At 61.1% G+C, this 16,178-nt stretch carries 16 protein-coding genes; 9 read left to right on the forward strand and 7 right to left on the reverse strand.

The window, feature by feature from the left end:
* Positions 1 to 9: 9 nt before the first annotated feature.
* Positions 10 to 927: a S1 RNA-binding domain protein gene (locus NQ492_RS12430; RefSeq protein ID WP_015546745.1), complete on the reverse strand. Its 918-nt coding sequence runs from the start codon at positions 925 to 927 to the stop codon at positions 10 to 12.
* Here NQ492_RS12430 and NQ492_RS12435 point away from each other — a divergent pair.
* The 4 genes from NQ492_RS12435 (at position 926) to NQ492_RS12450 (ending at position 3,473) form a co-directional block, all read left to right on the forward strand.
* Positions 926 to 1,699, forward strand: coding sequence for a hypothetical protein (locus NQ492_RS12435; RefSeq protein ID WP_015546746.1), 774 nt, complete (start codon positions 926 to 928; stop codon positions 1,697 to 1,699). The genes NQ492_RS12430 and NQ492_RS12435 overlap by 2 nt on opposite strands.
* A 166-nt stretch (positions 1,700 to 1,865) precedes the next feature.
* A complete protein-coding gene (gene hpt, locus NQ492_RS12440; RefSeq protein WP_015546747.1) occupies positions 1,866 to 2,408 on the forward strand; it encodes a hypoxanthine phosphoribosyltransferase in 543 nt (180 codons plus the stop codon).
* Positions 2,408 to 3,043 (forward strand): 7-carboxy-7-deazaguanine synthase QueE, encoded by a 636-nt coding sequence (locus NQ492_RS12445; protein WP_015546748.1) that lies wholly within the window; start codon positions 2,408 to 2,410, stop codon positions 3,041 to 3,043. Before hpt ends, NQ492_RS12445 begins: the two co-directional genes overlap by 1 nt.
* A gap of 154 nt (positions 3,044 to 3,197) precedes the next feature.
* Entirely contained in the window at positions 3,198 to 3,473 is a 276-nt protein-coding gene (locus NQ492_RS12450; RefSeq protein ID WP_015546749.1) for a septum formation initiator family protein, read from the forward strand.
* A gap of 112 nt (positions 3,474 to 3,585) precedes the next feature.
* Here NQ492_RS12450 and thiL read toward each other — a convergent pair whose 3' ends face one another.
* The gene (gene thiL, locus NQ492_RS12455; protein WP_015546750.1) at positions 3,586 to 4,524 is read right to left on the reverse strand and encodes a thiamine-phosphate kinase; all 939 of its coding nucleotides are present in this window, start codon (positions 4,522 to 4,524) and stop codon (positions 3,586 to 3,588) included.
* A 103-nt stretch (positions 4,525 to 4,627) separates the two neighbouring features.
* On the opposite strand from thiL, the gene aroQ reads away from it, so the two are divergent.
* The 5 genes from aroQ (at position 4,628) to NQ492_RS12480 (ending at position 10,314) form a co-directional block, all read left to right on the forward strand.
* Positions 4,628 to 5,056 (forward strand): type II 3-dehydroquinate dehydratase, encoded by a 429-nt coding sequence (gene aroQ, locus NQ492_RS12460; RefSeq protein ID WP_015546751.1) that lies wholly within the window; start codon positions 4,628 to 4,630, stop codon positions 5,054 to 5,056.
* Positions 5,057 to 5,206: 150 nt separating this feature from the next.
* Entirely contained in the window at positions 5,207 to 6,682 is a 1,476-nt protein-coding gene (gene pyk / locus NQ492_RS12465) for a pyruvate kinase (protein WP_015546752.1), read from the forward strand.
* A gap of 4 nt (positions 6,683 to 6,686) precedes the next feature.
* Positions 6,687 to 8,132, forward strand: coding sequence for a lipopolysaccharide biosynthesis protein (locus tag NQ492_RS12470; protein ID WP_022061839.1), 1,446 nt, complete (start codon positions 6,687 to 6,689; stop codon positions 8,130 to 8,132).
* 25 nt (positions 8,133 to 8,157) lie between these two features.
* Positions 8,158 to 9,267: an AraC family transcriptional regulator gene (locus NQ492_RS12475; protein ID WP_015546753.1), complete on the forward strand. Its 1,110-nt coding sequence runs from the start codon at positions 8,158 to 8,160 to the stop codon at positions 9,265 to 9,267.
* 108 nt (positions 9,268 to 9,375) lie between these two features.
* A complete protein-coding gene (locus NQ492_RS12480) occupies positions 9,376 to 10,314 on the forward strand; it encodes a leucine-rich repeat protein (RefSeq protein WP_171024662.1) in 939 nt (312 codons plus the stop codon).
* 106 nt (positions 10,315 to 10,420) lie between these two features.
* On the opposite strand, the gene buk is transcribed toward NQ492_RS12480, so the two are convergent.
* The 5 genes from buk to NQ492_RS12505 form a co-directional block, all read right to left on the reverse strand.
* Positions 10,421 to 11,488 carry a butyrate kinase gene (gene buk / locus NQ492_RS12485; protein ID WP_015546755.1) on the reverse strand — a complete coding sequence of 356 codons (1,068 nt, stop codon included), beginning with the start codon at positions 11,486 to 11,488 and terminating at the stop codon, positions 10,421 to 10,423.
* 136 nt (positions 11,489 to 11,624) lie between these two features.
* Positions 11,625 to 12,533 (reverse strand): phosphate acyltransferase, encoded by a 909-nt coding sequence (locus tag NQ492_RS12490; RefSeq protein ID WP_015546756.1) that lies wholly within the window; start codon positions 12,531 to 12,533, stop codon positions 11,625 to 11,627.
* A 152-nt stretch (positions 12,534 to 12,685) separates the two neighbouring features.
* The gene (locus NQ492_RS12495; RefSeq protein WP_015546757.1) at positions 12,686 to 13,888 is read right to left on the reverse strand and encodes an acetate/propionate family kinase; all 1,203 of its coding nucleotides are present in this window, start codon (positions 13,886 to 13,888) and stop codon (positions 12,686 to 12,688) included.
* A 395-nt stretch (positions 13,889 to 14,283) separates the two neighbouring features.
* Complete coding sequence (gene crcB, locus NQ492_RS12500; protein ID WP_015546758.1) at positions 14,284 to 14,658, reverse strand: fluoride efflux transporter CrcB; 375 nt, start codon at positions 14,656 to 14,658, stop codon at positions 14,284 to 14,286.
* A 269-nt stretch (positions 14,659 to 14,927) separates the two neighbouring features.
* Positions 14,928 to 16,178: a glutamate-5-semialdehyde dehydrogenase gene (locus tag NQ492_RS12505; RefSeq protein WP_015546759.1), complete on the reverse strand. Its 1,251-nt coding sequence runs from the start codon at positions 16,176 to 16,178 to the stop codon at positions 14,928 to 14,930.

The raw sequence follows: 16,178 nt of genomic DNA on the forward strand, positions 1-16,178 counted from the left end.
CGTTGTGGGTTAAAGCAGGGTTACTCGGACGAAGGGATGGCGCCGCTTCGGGTCCCCGGGGTTTTCGATGCGGACGACCGTCACCTCGGATATGGTTGTGCCGGGCTGCGGGATAAACTGGCCGACGCCCGTGAAGAAAAGTTTCATGTCGGCCTTGGAGATCGTGGCTTCGATCCCGGTGTCCCCGAGCAGGACGACGACGCTCTCGTCCGAGGAGCGCCGCACTGTGGCCGGATAACCGCTCCCGACGCCGGGCGTGTGTTTGAGGAAGGGATCGCCGACGGTCTGTCTGTGGCCCAGCAGCAGGCCGCCTTCCGCGGGCGAGAGGTGCAGTATCCGGCATGAAACCTTCTCGCCGCGCTTCCAGACGCCGTGCCACTGGTCGCAGTACTGCCACATGATCTCGGAGCAGTGGAGGAAGCCGACGGCTCCGCCGCAGCGCATCAGGTAGCCGCCTGCGGTCGTCCCCAGCACCGTGCAGGGGAGCGTGTCGCCGGTCTCGCAGGTCAGCAGCGGGTTGGGGGTCAGCGCGCAGGCGTTGAGCGTCGTGTACTTTGTCTTGCCGATGATCTCTTCACCTGTGATGACGGCGTTGATCCGGTCGCCCGGCTGGCACGGCACGTCGGTCGGGCGGTTCCAGTAGAACTCCGAGGACCGGATCGCCGCGTCGTAGAGCCTGCCCCGTTTGGGGAACGTGCAGAACACATGGTGCGCCGTGGCCTTGACTACGGTGCACTGCACGCGGGAGCCGACGGCCAGATCGTTGTTGGTCGTGGGCGTGAGTGAGAATGTGATCTGCCGCTTCGTGAAACGGATGGCGGAAACGTAAACCGTTATGTTCGCATCGCTCCGGATGTTCATGGCCTTGATCTGCGCTTCGCTGACCGGAAGCGTTCCGACGAGTCCGTTGACCCGGACGAGGCACATGCTGGAGATGGTAGGAAACGATCAGGAGATGGCCGATATGTATTTCGAGATGCTGTTCAGCGAGGGAACGAACGTCGTGTCGCAGTTGTCGCTCAAATATGACAGCGACAACCGGGTGACCGCCGTTCAGCAGGGCGAGGGCGCAGACGCTGCCGACTGGTACACGTTCTCCTTCGACGGAGACAAGGTTTCGGCCCTGAACAAGATGTACGAAGACGGCGAACCCGGTATCCGGGCATTCTCCTGGGTGCTCAACGACGGAAAAGTAGAGAGCAGCAACGTCGACTTCATGCGAACCGTCAGCGGCGAAGTCGTTTCGAGACCCGCTGATTTCACCTGGACCTATGATGCCGTTAACGGACAGTGCACCGGCGTCGTTTATCAGAGCACCGGCTCCAATTACGTCTCGTTCGATTTTGAGAACGGGAACTATACGGCGGACGGAATGTTCGAATACGGCGATGCCGGCAAGAAGAACAACATCTTCGGCGTCGATGTGGCGAAAGCCATTGCTGGTGTTACCACCTCGCTGGACGACGATCATGCCCTGGCTTGTTTCCTGGGCTATGACGGAAAGGCTTCGCTCAACCTGCCCACTGCGACGATGTTCGACGCCATGTCGGAAGATGATCCCGCCAAGGCGGTAACCTGCACCCAGGACGGCGAGGGTTACGTGACCGTTGCCAAGTGGGGCGGAGTAGGTATGGATATGATGGGTATCGGAGTCAAGGTCACCTCTGAAACGATATTCGAATTTACCTACGCGGAATAGGCGAAAAGCGCCGATTTCGTTTTACGAGCCGCCCGGGCGATCCGGGCGGCTCTTTTCGTCGCCGTGCGGAGTTTGCGCGTTCTGCAATTTATTTTGCCCGAAGACTTCGTTTGTTGCGCGCAAATAGTTACTTTTGCAGGTATAATCCCAAAAATCCCGTAACGAAATGGAGAATACCATACAACTTCACGACAAGAAGTTCAGAATCATGATCCCCGCCGAGCAGATCGACAAGGCCGTGGATGCCGTGGCGCAGCGAATCAATGCCGACTATGCCGGCAAGGAGACCCCGCTGTTCCTGGGCATTCTCAACGGTTCGTTCATGTTCATGTCGGACCTGATCAAGAAAATCGAATTCCAGAACGAACTTTCGTTCGTCAAGCTGGCGTCGTACGACGGGACCTGCTCCACGGGCTGCGTGAAAAGTCTGATCGGCCTGAACAATCCGATCGAGGGCCGTCACGTGATCATCGTCGAGGACATCGTGGACACGGGCGAGTCGATCGAACACATGATCAAGGAGCTGGAGGCCCGCAACCCGGCGTCGGTCGAGGTCTGTACGCTCTTTTTCAAACCCGGGTCGTACCGCAAGACGCTGCCGATCAAGTACCGCGCCATGGAGATCGGCAACGAGTTCATCGTGGGTTACGGGCTGGACTACGACCAGCTGGGCCGCAGTCTCAAGGATATTTACGTAGTGACGGAGTGATGGCTGCCGCGACCGATCCCGCATGGCTCGACGGCGGGCGAATGCTGCCGCTGGTCGAGGATTTCTACACCATTCAGGGCGAGGGATTCCACGCCGGGAAACCCGCCTATTTCATCCGTCTCGGCGGGTGCGACGTGGGTTGCCGCTGGTGCGACGCCAAGTATACGTGGAACCCGAAACTCTATCCGCCGACCGATGTGCAGACCGTGATCGACCGTGCGATGTCGTGTCCGGCGCAGGCCATCGTCATCACGGGAGGCGAGCCGCTGCTCTATCCGCTGGGCGTGCTCACGGAGACGCTGCGCGAGAGGGGGTTGCAGATTTTTCTGGAAACATCGGGCTCGCACCCTTTCAGCGGTGTTTTCGACTGGGTGTGTCTCTCGCCGAAGCGCCGGCAGCCGCCCCTGGACGAGGCGTTCGAACGGGCCGACGAACTGAAAGTGATCGTCGAGTCGGAGGAGGATTTCGAATGGGCCGAGCGGAATGCCGCCCGCGTAGGCGGAAAGTGCCTGCTGTTCCTCCAGCCCGAGTGGAGCGTCGCCGAAAAGGTCATGCCCGCAATAGTCGAGTACGCCAAGGCGCATCCGCAATGGAATATCTCCATTCAGACGCACAAATACATGCATATACCGTAAAGAGAAGTAATCGGATGATTTCACGCTTGGTCCGCTGTCGATCGCTGTCGTTGCCGCCTGCGGCGTCAGATGCAAGTCTGACCCCATTCCGGCCTTCCCTCGGAGAGGGAGATGGCGTAGGCTTCGGGCGGTTGGCAATACGATAATTCCTTAAATGAAAATTCAGTTCGGCCGCAGGTTCTGGATCGTCGCAACGGCGGTCATCGTTGTCTTCACGGTGTTCGTCGTGGGGCGCAACGCCCTGCATGCCGTGAAGATCAAGCGGCAGATCAACGCCCTGACACGCGAGCAGAGCTATTATTCGGAGAAGATCGCACAGGACAGCACCCTGCTCGAACGGCTGAAATACGACGATTACCTCGAAGAGTACGCCCGGGAGAATTACCACATGCAGGGGCACAACGAACACGTGTACATTATCAGGGAATAGGGCTTTCCGATTTCATAGGGCCTCTTTGCGCTTGCTTTCGTGCAGCGCGAACGGGACGTACTTCAATAACCGCCCGGCAAACGGGGGTGGCTGCAAGCCATCCCCGTTTGCATTAATAGTGCTCGAAGCCGTGCCAGTCCAGCGGTTCGGGTTTTCCGTTGCGGAGCCACACGAGGCCCGGTCCGGAAGTGATGCGGCCGATGGGGTGGAGCGGCGTGCCGAAGCGGATGCGGAAATCAGCGGCGAGGCGTTCGGCGGCCTCCGGCGCGGCGGTGAGCAGGAGTTTGTAGTCCTCACCTGAACAGGCGGCCATGCGGATGTCGGCGCCCGGGGCTGCGGGAATCTGCTCGACGGCGACTTCGGCGCCGACGCCCGAGCGGTCGAGGATATGCTTCAGGTCGGAGGCCAGACCGTCCGAAAGGTCCATCATGGCGCGCACCTCGGGACGGCTGCCGAGCCAGATGCCTTCGGCGACCTGCGGCTGCGGGTTGCGGTGCACGGCGGCCGCGGGGGTGTCGCAGCGTCCCGCGAGGATGTCCTGCAAGCCTGCTCCCGAGGTTCCGAGTTCCCCGGCGGTGAAGATCACGTCCCCGGGGCGTGCGTCGCTGCGTCGCTTGAGGTGCGCGTCGGCTGCGCGGCCGATGGCCGTGACGTTGATCGTCAGGCCCGACAGCGAGCGGGTCGTGTCGCCCCCGGCGAGCGTCACGCCGAACTCCTCGGACAGTTCCCGGTAGCCGAGCATGAACTCTGCGGCCCACGCATCGGCGGCATCGGCCGGAAGGGCGATCGAGAGCAGCGTCGCCACGGGGCGGGCGCCCATTGCGGCCACGTCGCTCAAGTTTACGGCGAGGGATTTGCGTCCCAACTCGCGGGGCGAGGTCGCCGTGCGGAGAAAATGGACCCCTTCGGTCAGCAGGTCCGCGGTGAAGACCAGCGATTCGCCGCCGCCGACAGACAACACGGAGCAGTCGTCGCCGATGCCCTCGAATCCGTTGTCGGGAAGCGGGGCGAAAAGGGTTTTTATGCTGTCGATGAATCCGAATTCGGTCATGGAAGAGTTGTGTTATTGCGCAAAGTTACCGATTTTTTCGGTGAATTTTGCTATCTTTGTCCGGGAATCGCCCGCTTGGGGCGTTAGGTTAATGAATGAAACTATGAAGATATTGATTCTCAACGGACCGAACCTCAATCTTCAGGGGCGGCGCGACACCGGGGTTTACGGATCGCAGACTTTCGAGTCGTATTTCGAAGCGCTGAAAGCGAACTATCCCTCGGTGGAGTTCGGCTACTTCCAGTCGAACATCGAAGGCGAACTGATCGACGCCGTGCAGCAGGCCGACGGCGTTTACGACGGCGTGGTGCTCAATGCCGGCGGGTATACGCATACTTCGGTGGCGCTGCGCGACGCCGTGTCGGCCGTGTCGGTTCCCGTCGTCGAGGTGCACATCTCCTCGATCCTCACCCGCGAGGAGTTCCGCCACACCTCGCTGCTGGCTCCCGTGGCCGCGGGGTCGATCATGGGGTTCGGCCTGAACTCCTATCGGCTGGGCGTGTACGCGCTGCTGACAGGCGCGGAAAAATAGTTGCGTCGGGGCGGAAGCCCGGCAACGCTGCCTTCAAGTCCTCTCCGGGGAGGGATTCGGGGTGGACAGACTTGTGAACGACGCCAACGGCGGCGGCAACACCGCCCGAGAGCGTATCGAAGGATAATATAAACGTAAAAACATAGCTCTATGTATCGCATGAAAAAAACCAAGATTGTCGCTACGATGTCGGATTTCCGCTGCACCGAAGAGTTCGTAAAACAGCTTTTCGACGCGGGTATGGACGTGGTGCGCGTCAATTCGGCGCACGTCTCCGAGGACGGGGCCACGCATATCGTCGAGACGGTGCACCGGGTGAACCCGGCCATTCCGATTATGATAGATACCAAAGGACCCGAAATCCGCGTCACGACGATCGCCGACGAATACGGCAACAGCATCAATTTCCGCCCGGGGGACCGGGTGGCCGTGCGCGGTTCGGACGGCTCGGACTTCACGACCCGCAAGGTGGTCTACATGAACGTGCCGTCGATCGTGAGCGACATTCCCGTCGGGGCGCGGATGCTGATCGCCGACGGCGAGCTGGAAATCCGCGTCGTGGGCAAGAACGATACGGAGCTGGACTGCGAGTTCGTCGTGGGAGGCGCCATGCGTTCGCGCAAGAGCGTCAACGTGCCGGGCGTGTCGATCGACCTGCCGTCGGTGACCGAAAAGGACCGCCGCTTCATCGAATGGGCCGTGAAGAACGACGTCGATTTCATCGCGCATTCGTTCGTGCGCTCGGCGCGCGACATCCGGGCCGTGCAGGATATTCTCGACGCCCACGGCAGCAACATCAAGATCATCTCGAAGATCGAGAACCAGGAGGGACTGGACAACATCGACGAGATCATCGAGGCTTCGTACGGCATCATGGTCGCCCGCGGCGACCTGGGCGTGGAGCTTCCCGCCGAGGTGATTCCCAACACGCAGCGGCGTATCGTCGAGAAGTGTATCTGCGCCAAGCGTCCCGTGATTATCGCCACGCAGATGCTCTATTCGATGGTCAAGTCCCCGCGTCCGACGCGCGCCGAGGTGAGCGACGTGGCCAGCGCCATTTACGAGCGTGTGGATGCCGTGATGTTGAGCGACGAGACCGCCATGGGCGATTTTCCCGTGCAGTCGGTGGAGACGATGGCCCGCATCGCCCGCGAGATCGAGCGCGACGAGACGCATTTCAAGCCGATGATCGACATGGACATGGTTTCGGTGAACCACGAGATCACCGCGCAGCTGGCCCGTTCGGCCGTGCGCGCCTCGACCAACCTGCCGATCAAATACGTGGTGCTCGACACCAAGACGGGCCGCACGGGCCGTTATCTGGCGGCGTTCCGCGGCCGCAAGACCGTGATGGCCGTCTGCTACCAGCTGCATGCGCAGCGGATTCTGGCCCTGTCGTACGGTGTCGTGCCGATTCTCCGGAATCAGGAACTCTCCGACAGATACCATTTCCTGGTCGATGCGCTGGAGTTCCTCGACCAGTACCGCAAACTCGACGACGGGGACCTGATGGCCATCGTGGGCGGCAGTTTCGGTCCCGACGGCGGTGCGTCGTACGTCGAGATCGCCAACGTGCAGAATATCCGCAAGCGTAACGAGGAGATCGTCGCGCAGCACAACTGTTAGGCTGTTGGGCGGCGAACTCAAAGAGAAAGTCGCGCAGGGCGTGGCGTGGAGCATGGCCGAGAAGATCGGCTCGATGCTCCTCGCAATGGCCGTGCGGCTGGTCATCCTGCGCCTGCTGACGCGCGACATACTGGGCTTCATGTCCATTCCGTCGGCCGTCGTGACGGTGCTGCTGGTGATCGTCGACAGCGGGTTCTCGCAGAGTCTGGTCCGCCACAAAGGGCCTTCGCAGAGCGATTACAAGTCGGTTTTCCTCTTCAACATCGCTGTTTCGGCGGTGCTCTACGGGGTGCTGGTGGCCCTGGCGCCCCTTGCGGCGCGCTGGTACGGCATGCCCGAAATCGCGCGGATCGCCCCGGTTTTCTTCCTGCTGCTGCCGCTCAACGCCCTGTGCGCCGTTCAGAATACGATTTTCATCCGGCAGTTCCGTTTCGCGCTGCTCTCGAAGGTGACCTTCCTTTCGTCGCTGGCGGGCGGGCTTACGGCCATTGCGCTGGCGATGGCCGGGTGGGGCATCTGGAGCCTCGTGGCGGAGCGTGTGATCGCGGTCGGGATGCGGACCGCGCTGCTGTGGTGGTTGAGCGACTGGCGCCCCTGCGGCAAGTGCGGGCTGAAGCCCCTGCGCGAGATGGCGCCGTTCGGGTGCAGTCTGATGGTGACGGACCTGATTTCGAATTTCTATAACAAGATACCCCAGTTTTTTCTCGGAAAACTCTATTCGCCCGCGGTGCTCGGATCGTTCGACCAGGCGGTAAAACTCAAGGACATGCCCGCCGCGACGGGCATTCAGGCCGTGCAGAACGTCACGTTCCCGGCCTTGGCGAAGATCCGCGACGATGCCCCGAAGTTCGCCGAGGGTTACCGGCAGGTGGTGATGGTCGTCTCTTACGTGATGTTTCCGATCATGCTGGGCATGTCGGCCGTGGCCCGCGACATGTTCGCCGTGCTGCTGGGCGAGGAGTGGATGCCGACGGTTCCCTATTTCGAGGCGGTATGTCTGGCAGGACTGTTCTCGCCGATCGCTTTGACGGCTTACAATGTGTTGAAAGCAAGGTGTAAGGGTCCGTTGATCGTGCGTCTCGAAGTGGTGAAGAAGATCATTATGACGGCGATTTTCGCCGTGACGATTCCGCACAGCGTGATGGCCGTGGTCTGGGGGCTGGTGGCCATCGCATTCTGCGAAATGGCGGTCAATTTCCTGGCGACGACGCGCTTCACCTCCCTGACGTTCCGGCGTTTCGTCCGTACGCTGCTGCCCGTGGCGCTGGTGTCGGGGACGATGTACCTCCTCGTGCGGCTCACGGCCGCGGCGATTCCCGGCAACGATCTCGTGCGGCTGCTGGCCGAACTGGCGACGGGCGTGGTCAGCTACCTCGCGCTGTCGGCGCTGTTCCGGCTGGAAGCCTTCCGGGAGGTGACGACCATCGTGCGCAGGCAGCTGAAAAAATAAGGTTTGAAACCCAAGGGCCTCTGATATGTTCCGACAACCCGATTCACTCTATGCCGGAGTGTTGCTTTGTTCGGCGATCATTCTCGCGGTGGTCGGCGGATCTCTTTTTTGGCTGCGTATGCCGGGCGATGAACGCCTGCGCAATTACCGCCTTTCGCGCCGTTTTGTCGGCTGGGCCTACTTTTCGCTCGCTTTCACCGATGTGCTGTGGCTGCTCTTCTTGCGGGAGGAGTATGAGCTGGATTTCACGCGGATTCTGGTGCTGGCCGTCGCTGCGGTGCAGGCCACGATGTTCTCCGGGGCGCTGGTGACGTTGGTCAACTCCCGTTTTCCGCTTGCGCGGGGAGTTCGCCGTCATCTGCTTGCCGTGGCTGCCGGAACGGCGTCGCTGTTCGGCTGCATGTTGTTCTTTCCGCAGGCCTTTCCGGTGCTTTTCCGGCTGACGGCAGCCGCTTATTGTGTGCAGATAGCCCTCTTTGCGCGGACTTTCGTACGCGAATACCGGGTCTGTCGCCGCAAGCTGGACAACTTTTTTTCGGACGGAGAGATGCGCCGTCTGCGATGGGTGGCCATGTCGTTTCTGATGACGGCCTTGATCGGACTGACGGCCGCGGCATGGCTGGTGTCGGGGTTAGGGATGCCTTACCTGTTTGCTTTTACGGGGGTCTACATGGTGTTCTACACCTTCTTCGGAATGAAGTATATCAACTATCCCGCGGAGTTCGGGCGGATCGCTCCCGTGATCGCCGACGATGTGCCGGAGCCTTTGGCCGCCGGGGAGAATATCCGTACGGCGCTCGACGAATGGATCGCCGCGAAAGGGTATGTCCGCCCGGGGCTTTCGCTGGAGTCGCTGGCCCGCGAGGTCGGGTGCAACCGCAGTTACCTGTCGCGGTATGTCAACTCCGAGTTGGGGCTTAACTTCAAATCGTGGATACGCGCCCTGCGCATTGCCGAATCGCAGCGGCTGTTGCTGGAGCATCCCGGGGCTTCGGCCCTCGAGGTGGGCGAGATGGTCGGCATCCACGGGCGCAGTACTTTTTTCGCGCAGTTCTCCGAAGTGACGGGCATGTCGCCCGGCGAATACCGCCGCCGCTATGCCGGCGGAGACCCGATCGCCCCTTCGCAAGAATGAAAACAACGCCGAGTCCAGAAACCCGGCGTTGTTTTTTAAGTTCCCGGACTCCTCCGCAGCCGTTTTGCGCTACTTTTATCATCGGATTAAAACGAATGCAATATGATGATGAAAGGATTTTTTACGGCCGCATTGGCCGCATTGGCCGTGTCGGCCGCAGTGCTGGCGCTGGCGGGGAGCTCGGACGGCGGCGGGAACAAGGCGTCACCGGTATCCGGCACGGTCGATATGACCCGGATGACCGCCGATGAGGTAAAGACCGCGATCGGAGCCGCACTCGACGCGGGCATCACCGAATTCAAACTGACGGGCGAGTTTGCCAAGATCGGGATTCCCGCTCGGGTCTCCTTTTCCAGCACCCCTCCGGTCGGCAACCCTTTCTACGACTCCGGCGTGGAAAAGATCGACCTGACCGGCGTGACCGACTGGCCGGAAGTGAATGTGAACGGACGGGTGGACGACGATTTCAACTTTCCCCCGGACGATGTCCGCGGTCTGCCGGCAAGGGCGTTCGACGGACAAAAATATGATAACGGAGCGTTCCATTATGCCTATCCCGCCCTGCGCGAAGTGAGACTGCCCGCCGGAGTGAAAGCGCTCGGCTGTTTGGCATTTTTCGCCTGCCAGGCGTTGAGCTTCGTCTCCTGCGACGGCGTGGAGGAGGTCGGAGTGCAGGCCTTGTCGGGCTGCCCTTCGCTGGAGAGCGTGCAACTGCCCGAGGCGGTTCGGATTTATAACGCAGCTTTCATGGCTTCCGGCCTGACCTCCCTTTCGCTGCCCGAAACGACCCGACTCGGATACAGCGCATTTCAGCACTGCGATGCTCTGACCGAGCTGCGGCTGACAGCAGCAGGGAATATTACCCTGGAAATGGACAGTGGAGCAACTCCTTTCAGCCCGAACTTCGCCAAAGTATGCGATCTTACGCTGAATGCCGACAAGCATTACAGCACCGGCACGGCGGCCCCGAAAGCTGCGTCCGCCGACCAATGGGCCACGAACTACTACGGAGATCCGCTTACCTGGAAGAGCATCGCTTTCGAGTGACGCAGGGGTGTTTCGTTATTTTTGCCGCTCCCGTTGCTCCCGCATCTGAACGAACGGGCCGCACCCCGGAAGGATGCGGCCCGTTCGTTTCCCGGAAGAATGCGGGTTATTTGTAGACTTTGGGGGTGATGACGCCCCGGAGCACCACCAGCGCATTGGTGACCAGCGCTTCGAGTTCGTTCTCGCCCGGATAGACCGCGATCGGAGCGATGAACGAGCAGCGTTCGCGGATGTACTCCACGACAGGCTCGTTGTAGGCGATGCCGCCCGTGAGGACGATGGCTTGAACGCTGCCCGAGAGGGCCGCGGCCATGGCTCCGATCTGTTTCACGATGTTGTAGCACATGGCGTCGAGAACCTTTTTGGCCCGCTGGTCGCCCTGTGCGATGCGTTCCATGACCTGAATCACGGAGTTGGTTCCCAGGTAGGCTACCAGCCCGCCTTTGCTCGAAATGAATTTCAGCAGCTCCTCTTTCGTATATTGTCCCGAGAAGCAGACCTTGATCAGTTCGCTCGAGGGGATGCTCCCCGCGCGGTCCGGGGCGAAAGGACCGTCGCCGTCGAGCGCGTTGTTGACGTCGACGATACGTCCCTGCTTGTGTGCGGCGACCGAAATGCCGCCGCCCATGTGGGCCACGATCAGATTCGACTCTTCGTACACCCAGCCCATCCGTTCGCAGTGGAGACGCGCCGTGGCCTTCTGGTTCAGGGCGTGGAAGACCGGTTTGCGCGGGCACATCGGCATGCCCGAGATGCGTGCCGCGTCGTCCATCTCGTCGACCACCGGCGGGTCGGCGATGTAGGCCTTGACACCCGCCATGTGGGCGATCTGTGCGGCCAGCAGTCCTCCGAGGTTGCAGGCGTGTTTCATCTGCGCGTTCCGCAGATCGTAGCGCATGCGCGAATTGACTTCGTAGACTCCTGCGGGAATGGGGCGTATCAGTCCGCCGCGGCCGATCACCGCCGAGAGGTTTCTGATGTCGAACGCCTCTTCGCGGAGCGCCGAAAGGATCAGTCCGCGGCGCCAGTCCAGCTGGTCGTTCACGCCGGCGAAGCGGGAGATTTCCTCGGTGGAGTGACGGAGGTTCAATTCCAACAAAGGCCGCTCCTCGTCGTAGAGGGCGACCTTTGTAGACGTTGAGCCGGGATTTATTGCTAAAATTTTGTAGCCCATAAGTTCTCGGTTCGTTTTTAACGTGAGTCCGACGGATTCGCAACGACTGATTGTCGAAGGGTGACTTTCAACCGGGAGGCGTTGTTTCTTTCGTCGGGCTGATTTAAGATTGGGTTAGGTCCGGATGACCGGAATTTTATTTTTTTACCGCCAGGCAGGCCAGCGCTATTGAGAAGAGCTTGGTCTTGCTCGTGTCGCCGCGCGAGGTGAGCACGCACGGAACCTTCGTACCCATGACCATCGCCGCCAGTTCGCCGCCGCAGAGGTGCGAGACCGACTTGAAGAAGACGTTGGCCGATTCGAGGTTGGGGAACAGCAGGCAGTCCGGATCGCCGGCCACCGACGAACCCTTGACCTTTTTGTGCTCGGCGACCTCCTTGTAGAGCGCCACGTCCAGCGACAGCGGACCGTCGACGACGACGTTGCCCAGCTGGCCGCGGTCGGCCATCTTGGCCAGCAGCGCGCCTTCGGTCGAGGAGATCACGTTGGGGAGCAGCTGCTCCGAGGGGGCGATGCAGGCGATTTTCGGCGTTGCTATGCCCAGCAGGTTGGCCGTGCGGGCCAGGTAGCCGATCTGCACCATCTTCTGCTTGAAGTCGGGGAGCGGAATGACCGCCACGTCCGAGATGATCAGCAGTTTGTGGTAGCAGGGCATTTCGACGATCGAAACGTGGCTCAGGACGCCTTTCGGGGGGAACAGCCCGGCCTCCTTGTTGAGGATGCCGCGCATGTATTTGTCGGTCGAGACCAGACCTTTCATCAGAACGTCGGCGTTGCCCGAAACGACCGATGCGACGGCCTGCTGGACGCATTTCACATCGTTGGGTTCGTTGACGATGTTGAAGGCGTTGATGTCGATGCCGTTCTCCTGGCAGACCTGTTTGATAACCTCCTTGTCGCCGAAGAGCGTAGGCTCCACGAGACCCTCCTTATAGGCTTCGTAGACCGCTTCCAGCGTATGCGAATCCTGTCCGTAAGCTACGGCAAGACGTTTTTTACCCCGTTTCCTCGCCTCCTCGACGATTTCGGTAAGATGCTGAATCATGGTGTTGTTACGTTTAAAATTGATATATGCTTTGTTGTTTTGCCTCTATGCTGTTGGCGGTCGTTGCCGCCGCCGGCGTCGTTTGCAAGCCCGACCCCACCCCAAAACCCTCCCTCGGGAGGGGCTTATCGCATGCGGCCGGGATGCGGACGTTATTTTACCAGATTGTAGGTGTCCGTGGCGATCACCAGCTCCTCGTTGGTGGCGATGGTGGCTACCTTGACTTTCGAATCCGCCGCCGAGAGGATCTTGTTCACGCCGCGCGCGCCCTTGTTGGCCGCAGGGTCGAATTTCACGCCCATGAACTCCAGTCCGGTGCAGACCGCCTCGCGCATTTCGCACGAATTCTCGCCCACGCCGCCCGTGAAGATGATCATGTCGACACCGCCCATTTCGGCGGCGTATTCGCCGATGAACTTCTTGATGCGTCCGTAGTACATATCGCGCGCCAGGATTGCGCGGGGATTGCCCTCGTCGTAGGCGCGGTCGATGTCGCGCATGTCGCTCGAAATGTCCGTGAGGCCCTGCACGCCCGACTTCTTGTTCATCATCGTGTTCAGCTCGGCATAGCTCATGCCCTCCTTTTCGCCGATGAACGTGATGGCGCTGGCGTCCACCTGGCCGCAGCGCGTGCCCATCACCAGGCCGTCGAGCGGCGAGAAGCCCATCGAGGTGTCGTAGGACTTGCCGTTGAGAATCGCCGTCACCGAACCGCCGTTGCCGATGTGGCAGGTGATGATCCGCGAGTTGTGGAAATCCAGTCCGGCCAGTTCGGCGCCCACCTTGGCCACATACTTGTGGCTGGTTCCGTGGAAGCCGTACTTGCGCACGCGGTATTTCTCGTAATAGGCGTGGGGCAGGGCGTACATGTAATTCACCGCCGGGATCGACTGGTGGAACGAGGTGTCGAACACCGTGACCTGCTTCACGCCCGGCAGGACCTTTTCGATCGAAAGCACGCCTTCGAGATTGGCGGGGTTGTGCAGCGGGGCGATCTCGAACAGCGAGCGGATCTTCGCCTTAACGTCCTCGGTGACGATGCAGCTCTCGGGGAAGAACTCGCCGCCGTGGGCTACGCGGTGGCCGACGGCCTTCACTTCGTCGAGCGACGCGATCACGCCGTGGGCGGGGTCGGTGAGGGCGTCGAGCACGAGCTTGATGCCGGTCGTGTGGTCGGGAATCGGCTGGTGAAGCTCGAACGGCTCCTTGCCGACGGGTTTATGGGTCAGGTCGCCTTCCGGGAGGCCGATACGTTCCACAATGCCTTTTGCGAGCAGTTTGCTCGACGCGTCCTCCATGTCGATCACCTGATATTTGATCGAAGAGGAGCCGCAGTTTAAAACCAGAATTACCATAATTTCTATTTTAAGTTTTTATGTTTTTTCTTCGTTGTTGTGCTTCCGGGCGGTGTTGTCGCCGCCTTCGGCGTCGTTTACAAGCCTGACCCCACCCCGGCCCTCCCTCGGGGAGGGAGATGGCGTACGTTTCATTCGCTTTAGGGCTGCAATCCGTTTGTTTATGTTTTTTCTTCGTCGTTGCGCTTCCGGGCGGTGTTGTCGCCGCCTTCGGCGTCGTTTACAAGCCTGGCCCCGGGCAAATTCAGCCATCTAATTCGCGGCGTTCCGCCGCGTATCCAATTCTGACCCTCCCCTAAATCCCCTCCTCGGAGGGGGCTTGTCGCAGCGCGACCGGGATTTCAGCCGGGATTTAACCGGGTTGCAGGTTATTTTTAATTCTTAATTTTTCATTTTTAATTGCGTGCAATTTGCGCTCCGATCCACATGCCCAGCGCGGCGAAGGCGATGCAGACCGCGACGCTCAACGCAATGTAGGCCGTCGCAGGCCCGTAGTCTCCGGCACGCAGCAACCGCACGGCATCGGCCGAAAAGGTCGAAAAGGTGGTGAATCCTCCGCAGAATCCTGCGATGAGCAACCATCCTGCCGCAGCCGAATTCGTGGTCTCCAGCAGAATGCCGATCAGCAGCGATCCCGCGGCGTTGACCGTGAACGTTCCGGCCGGAAAACCCAGCAGCGTGTGCCCTCCGAGCAGCCAGACGGAGAGCATATAGCGGACGATGCTTCCGGCGGCGCCTCCCAGGCCCACGGCGAAAAGTTCACGAATCATAATTTAAATATATGTATTATTTTACGGATGTGCAAATTTAAGCAAAAAATGATTACGAATCGTTCAATTATTTGCCGAAATAAGTGGAATTTTTGTCACATATGGGTCGGGACCTTTTGGCGCCGGCCGTCCGGGCCATGCGGCGGCGTCTCCCTTCCGCGAGGGGCGTCGGGGGATGCATCGGTGCGCGGCGACTCCGCTTCGCCCGCGCGGGGCGGAGTCGGGAACGCGGCGGGATGCCGCGAAAACGGCGGGCGGCGGCGTGACCGTCATGGCTCTCTGGTCTGTCCGTTGCCTGAAATCACGTATTTGTAGGTCGTGAGTTCGGGCAGCCCCATCGGGCCGCGGGCGTGGAGTTTCTGGGTCGAAATGCCGACCTCGGCGCCGAACCCGAACTGGCCGCCGTCGGTGAAGGCCGTCGAGACGTTGACGTAGACGCACGCCGCATCGACCCGCCGGGTGAACTCCCGGGCCGTCCCGGCGTTTTCGGTGACGATGGCTTCGCTGTGGCGCGAGGAGTAGCGGGCGATGTGCGCCAGAGCTTCGTCGAGGGAGCCGACGGTCCGCACGGCCAGCTTGTAGTCGAGGAATTCGGTCCCGAAGTGCTCCTCCGCGGCGGGGCGGAGCAGGCACGCGGGGTAGCGGCCTTCGAGTGCGGCGTACGCCTCCGCGTCGGCGTAGACCGTGACGCGTTCGGCGGCCATCGGGTCGCACAGTTCCGCGAGGTCCCGGAGCCGTTCGCGGTGGACGATGAGGCAGTCGAGGGCGTTGCAGACGCTGACGCGCCGCGTCTTGGCGTTGCAGACCACGGCGCGGCCTTTCGTCAGATCGCCGTCGAGGTCGAAGTAGGTGTGGACGATGCCCGCCCCGGTTTCGATCACGGGTATGCGGGCGTTTTCGCGCACGAAGCGGATCAGTCCCGCGCCGCCGCGCGGGATCACCACGTCGACGTAACCCACGGCGTTCAGCAGCGCTCCGGCAGCCTCGTGGCCCGCGGGCAGCAGGGTGAAGGCCGCCGGGTCGATGCCTTCGCTGCGGAGCGCCTCGCGGAGCAGGGCGGCGATGGCTTCGTTGGAGCGGCGGGCGTCGCTGCCGCCCTTCAGCACGCAGGCGTTGCCCGTCTTCATCGAGAGCGAGAAAATGTCGGCCGTGACGTTGGGGCGCGCCTCGCAGATCATGCCCACCACGCCGAACGGTACGCGGACCTTGCGGAGGGTCATGCCGTTGGGACGGGTCCATTCGGCGATCGTTTCGCCCTGCGGCGAGGGCAGTCCGGCGACGGATTCCATGTCGGCGGCGATCGAGGCGATGCGTTCCGCCGTCAGCCGCAGGCGGTCGCGCATGGGTGAATCGGCGTCCATCGCCTCCAGGTCGAGGGCGTTGGCCGCGAGCACTTTTCCGGCGTTTTCCCGCAGCAGGGCGGCGGCTTTCACGACGGTGCGGCTCAATCGCCCGGCGTCGACAAGGGCCAGTTCGTTGCCGGCGCGCCGGGCGGCGACGAAGATCGTATCGTATTCCAT

It is taken from the genome of Alistipes shahii WAL 8301 (assembly GCF_025145845.1).
Lineage (GTDB): Bacteria > Bacteroidota > Bacteroidia > Bacteroidales > Rikenellaceae > Alistipes > Alistipes shahii.

Bases quoted from the DNA above. Each gene is read 5' to 3' on its own strand.
- crcB (WP_015546758.1), bottom strand. From the start codon at position 14,658: ATGATTCGTGAACTTTTCGCCGTGGGCCTGGGAGGCGCCGCCGGAAGC.
- NQ492_RS12480 (WP_171024662.1), top strand. From the start codon at position 9,376: ATGAAAGGATTTTTTACGGCCGCATTGGCCGCATTGGCCGTGTCGGCC.
- NQ492_RS12505 (WP_015546759.1), bottom strand. From the start codon at position 16,178: ATGGAATACGATACGATCTTCGTCGCCGCCCGGCGCGCCGGCAACGAA.
- NQ492_RS12435 (WP_015546746.1), top strand. From the start codon at position 926: ATGCTGGAGATGGTAGGAAACGATCAGGAGATGGCCGATATGTATTTC.
- NQ492_RS12495 (WP_015546757.1), bottom strand. From the start codon at position 13,888: ATGGTAATTCTGGTTTTAAACTGCGGCTCCTCTTCGATCAAATATCAG.
- pyk (WP_015546752.1), top strand. From the start codon at position 5,207: ATGTATCGCATGAAAAAAACCAAGATTGTCGCTACGATGTCGGATTTC.
- thiL (WP_015546750.1), bottom strand. From the start codon at position 4,524: ATGACCGAATTCGGATTCATCGACAGCATAAAAACCCTTTTCGCCCCG.
- buk (WP_015546755.1), bottom strand. From the start codon at position 11,488: ATGGGCTACAAAATTTTAGCAATAAATCCCGGCTCAACGTCTACAAAG.
- NQ492_RS12490 (WP_015546756.1), bottom strand. From the start codon at position 12,533: ATGATTCAGCATCTTACCGAAATCGTCGAGGAGGCGAGGAAACGGGGT.
- NQ492_RS12475 (WP_015546753.1), top strand. From the start codon at position 8,158: ATGTTCCGACAACCCGATTCACTCTATGCCGGAGTGTTGCTTTGTTCG.
- aroQ (WP_015546751.1), top strand. From the start codon at position 4,628: ATGAAGATATTGATTCTCAACGGACCGAACCTCAATCTTCAGGGGCGG.
- hpt (WP_015546747.1), top strand. From the start codon at position 1,866: ATGGAGAATACCATACAACTTCACGACAAGAAGTTCAGAATCATGATC.
- NQ492_RS12450 (WP_015546749.1), top strand. From the start codon at position 3,198: ATGAAAATTCAGTTCGGCCGCAGGTTCTGGATCGTCGCAACGGCGGTC.
- NQ492_RS12445 (WP_015546748.1), top strand. From the start codon at position 2,408: ATGGCTGCCGCGACCGATCCCGCATGGCTCGACGGCGGGCGAATGCTG.
- NQ492_RS12430 (WP_015546745.1), bottom strand. From the start codon at position 927: ATGTGCCTCGTCCGGGTCAACGGACTCGTCGGAACGCTTCCGGTCAGC.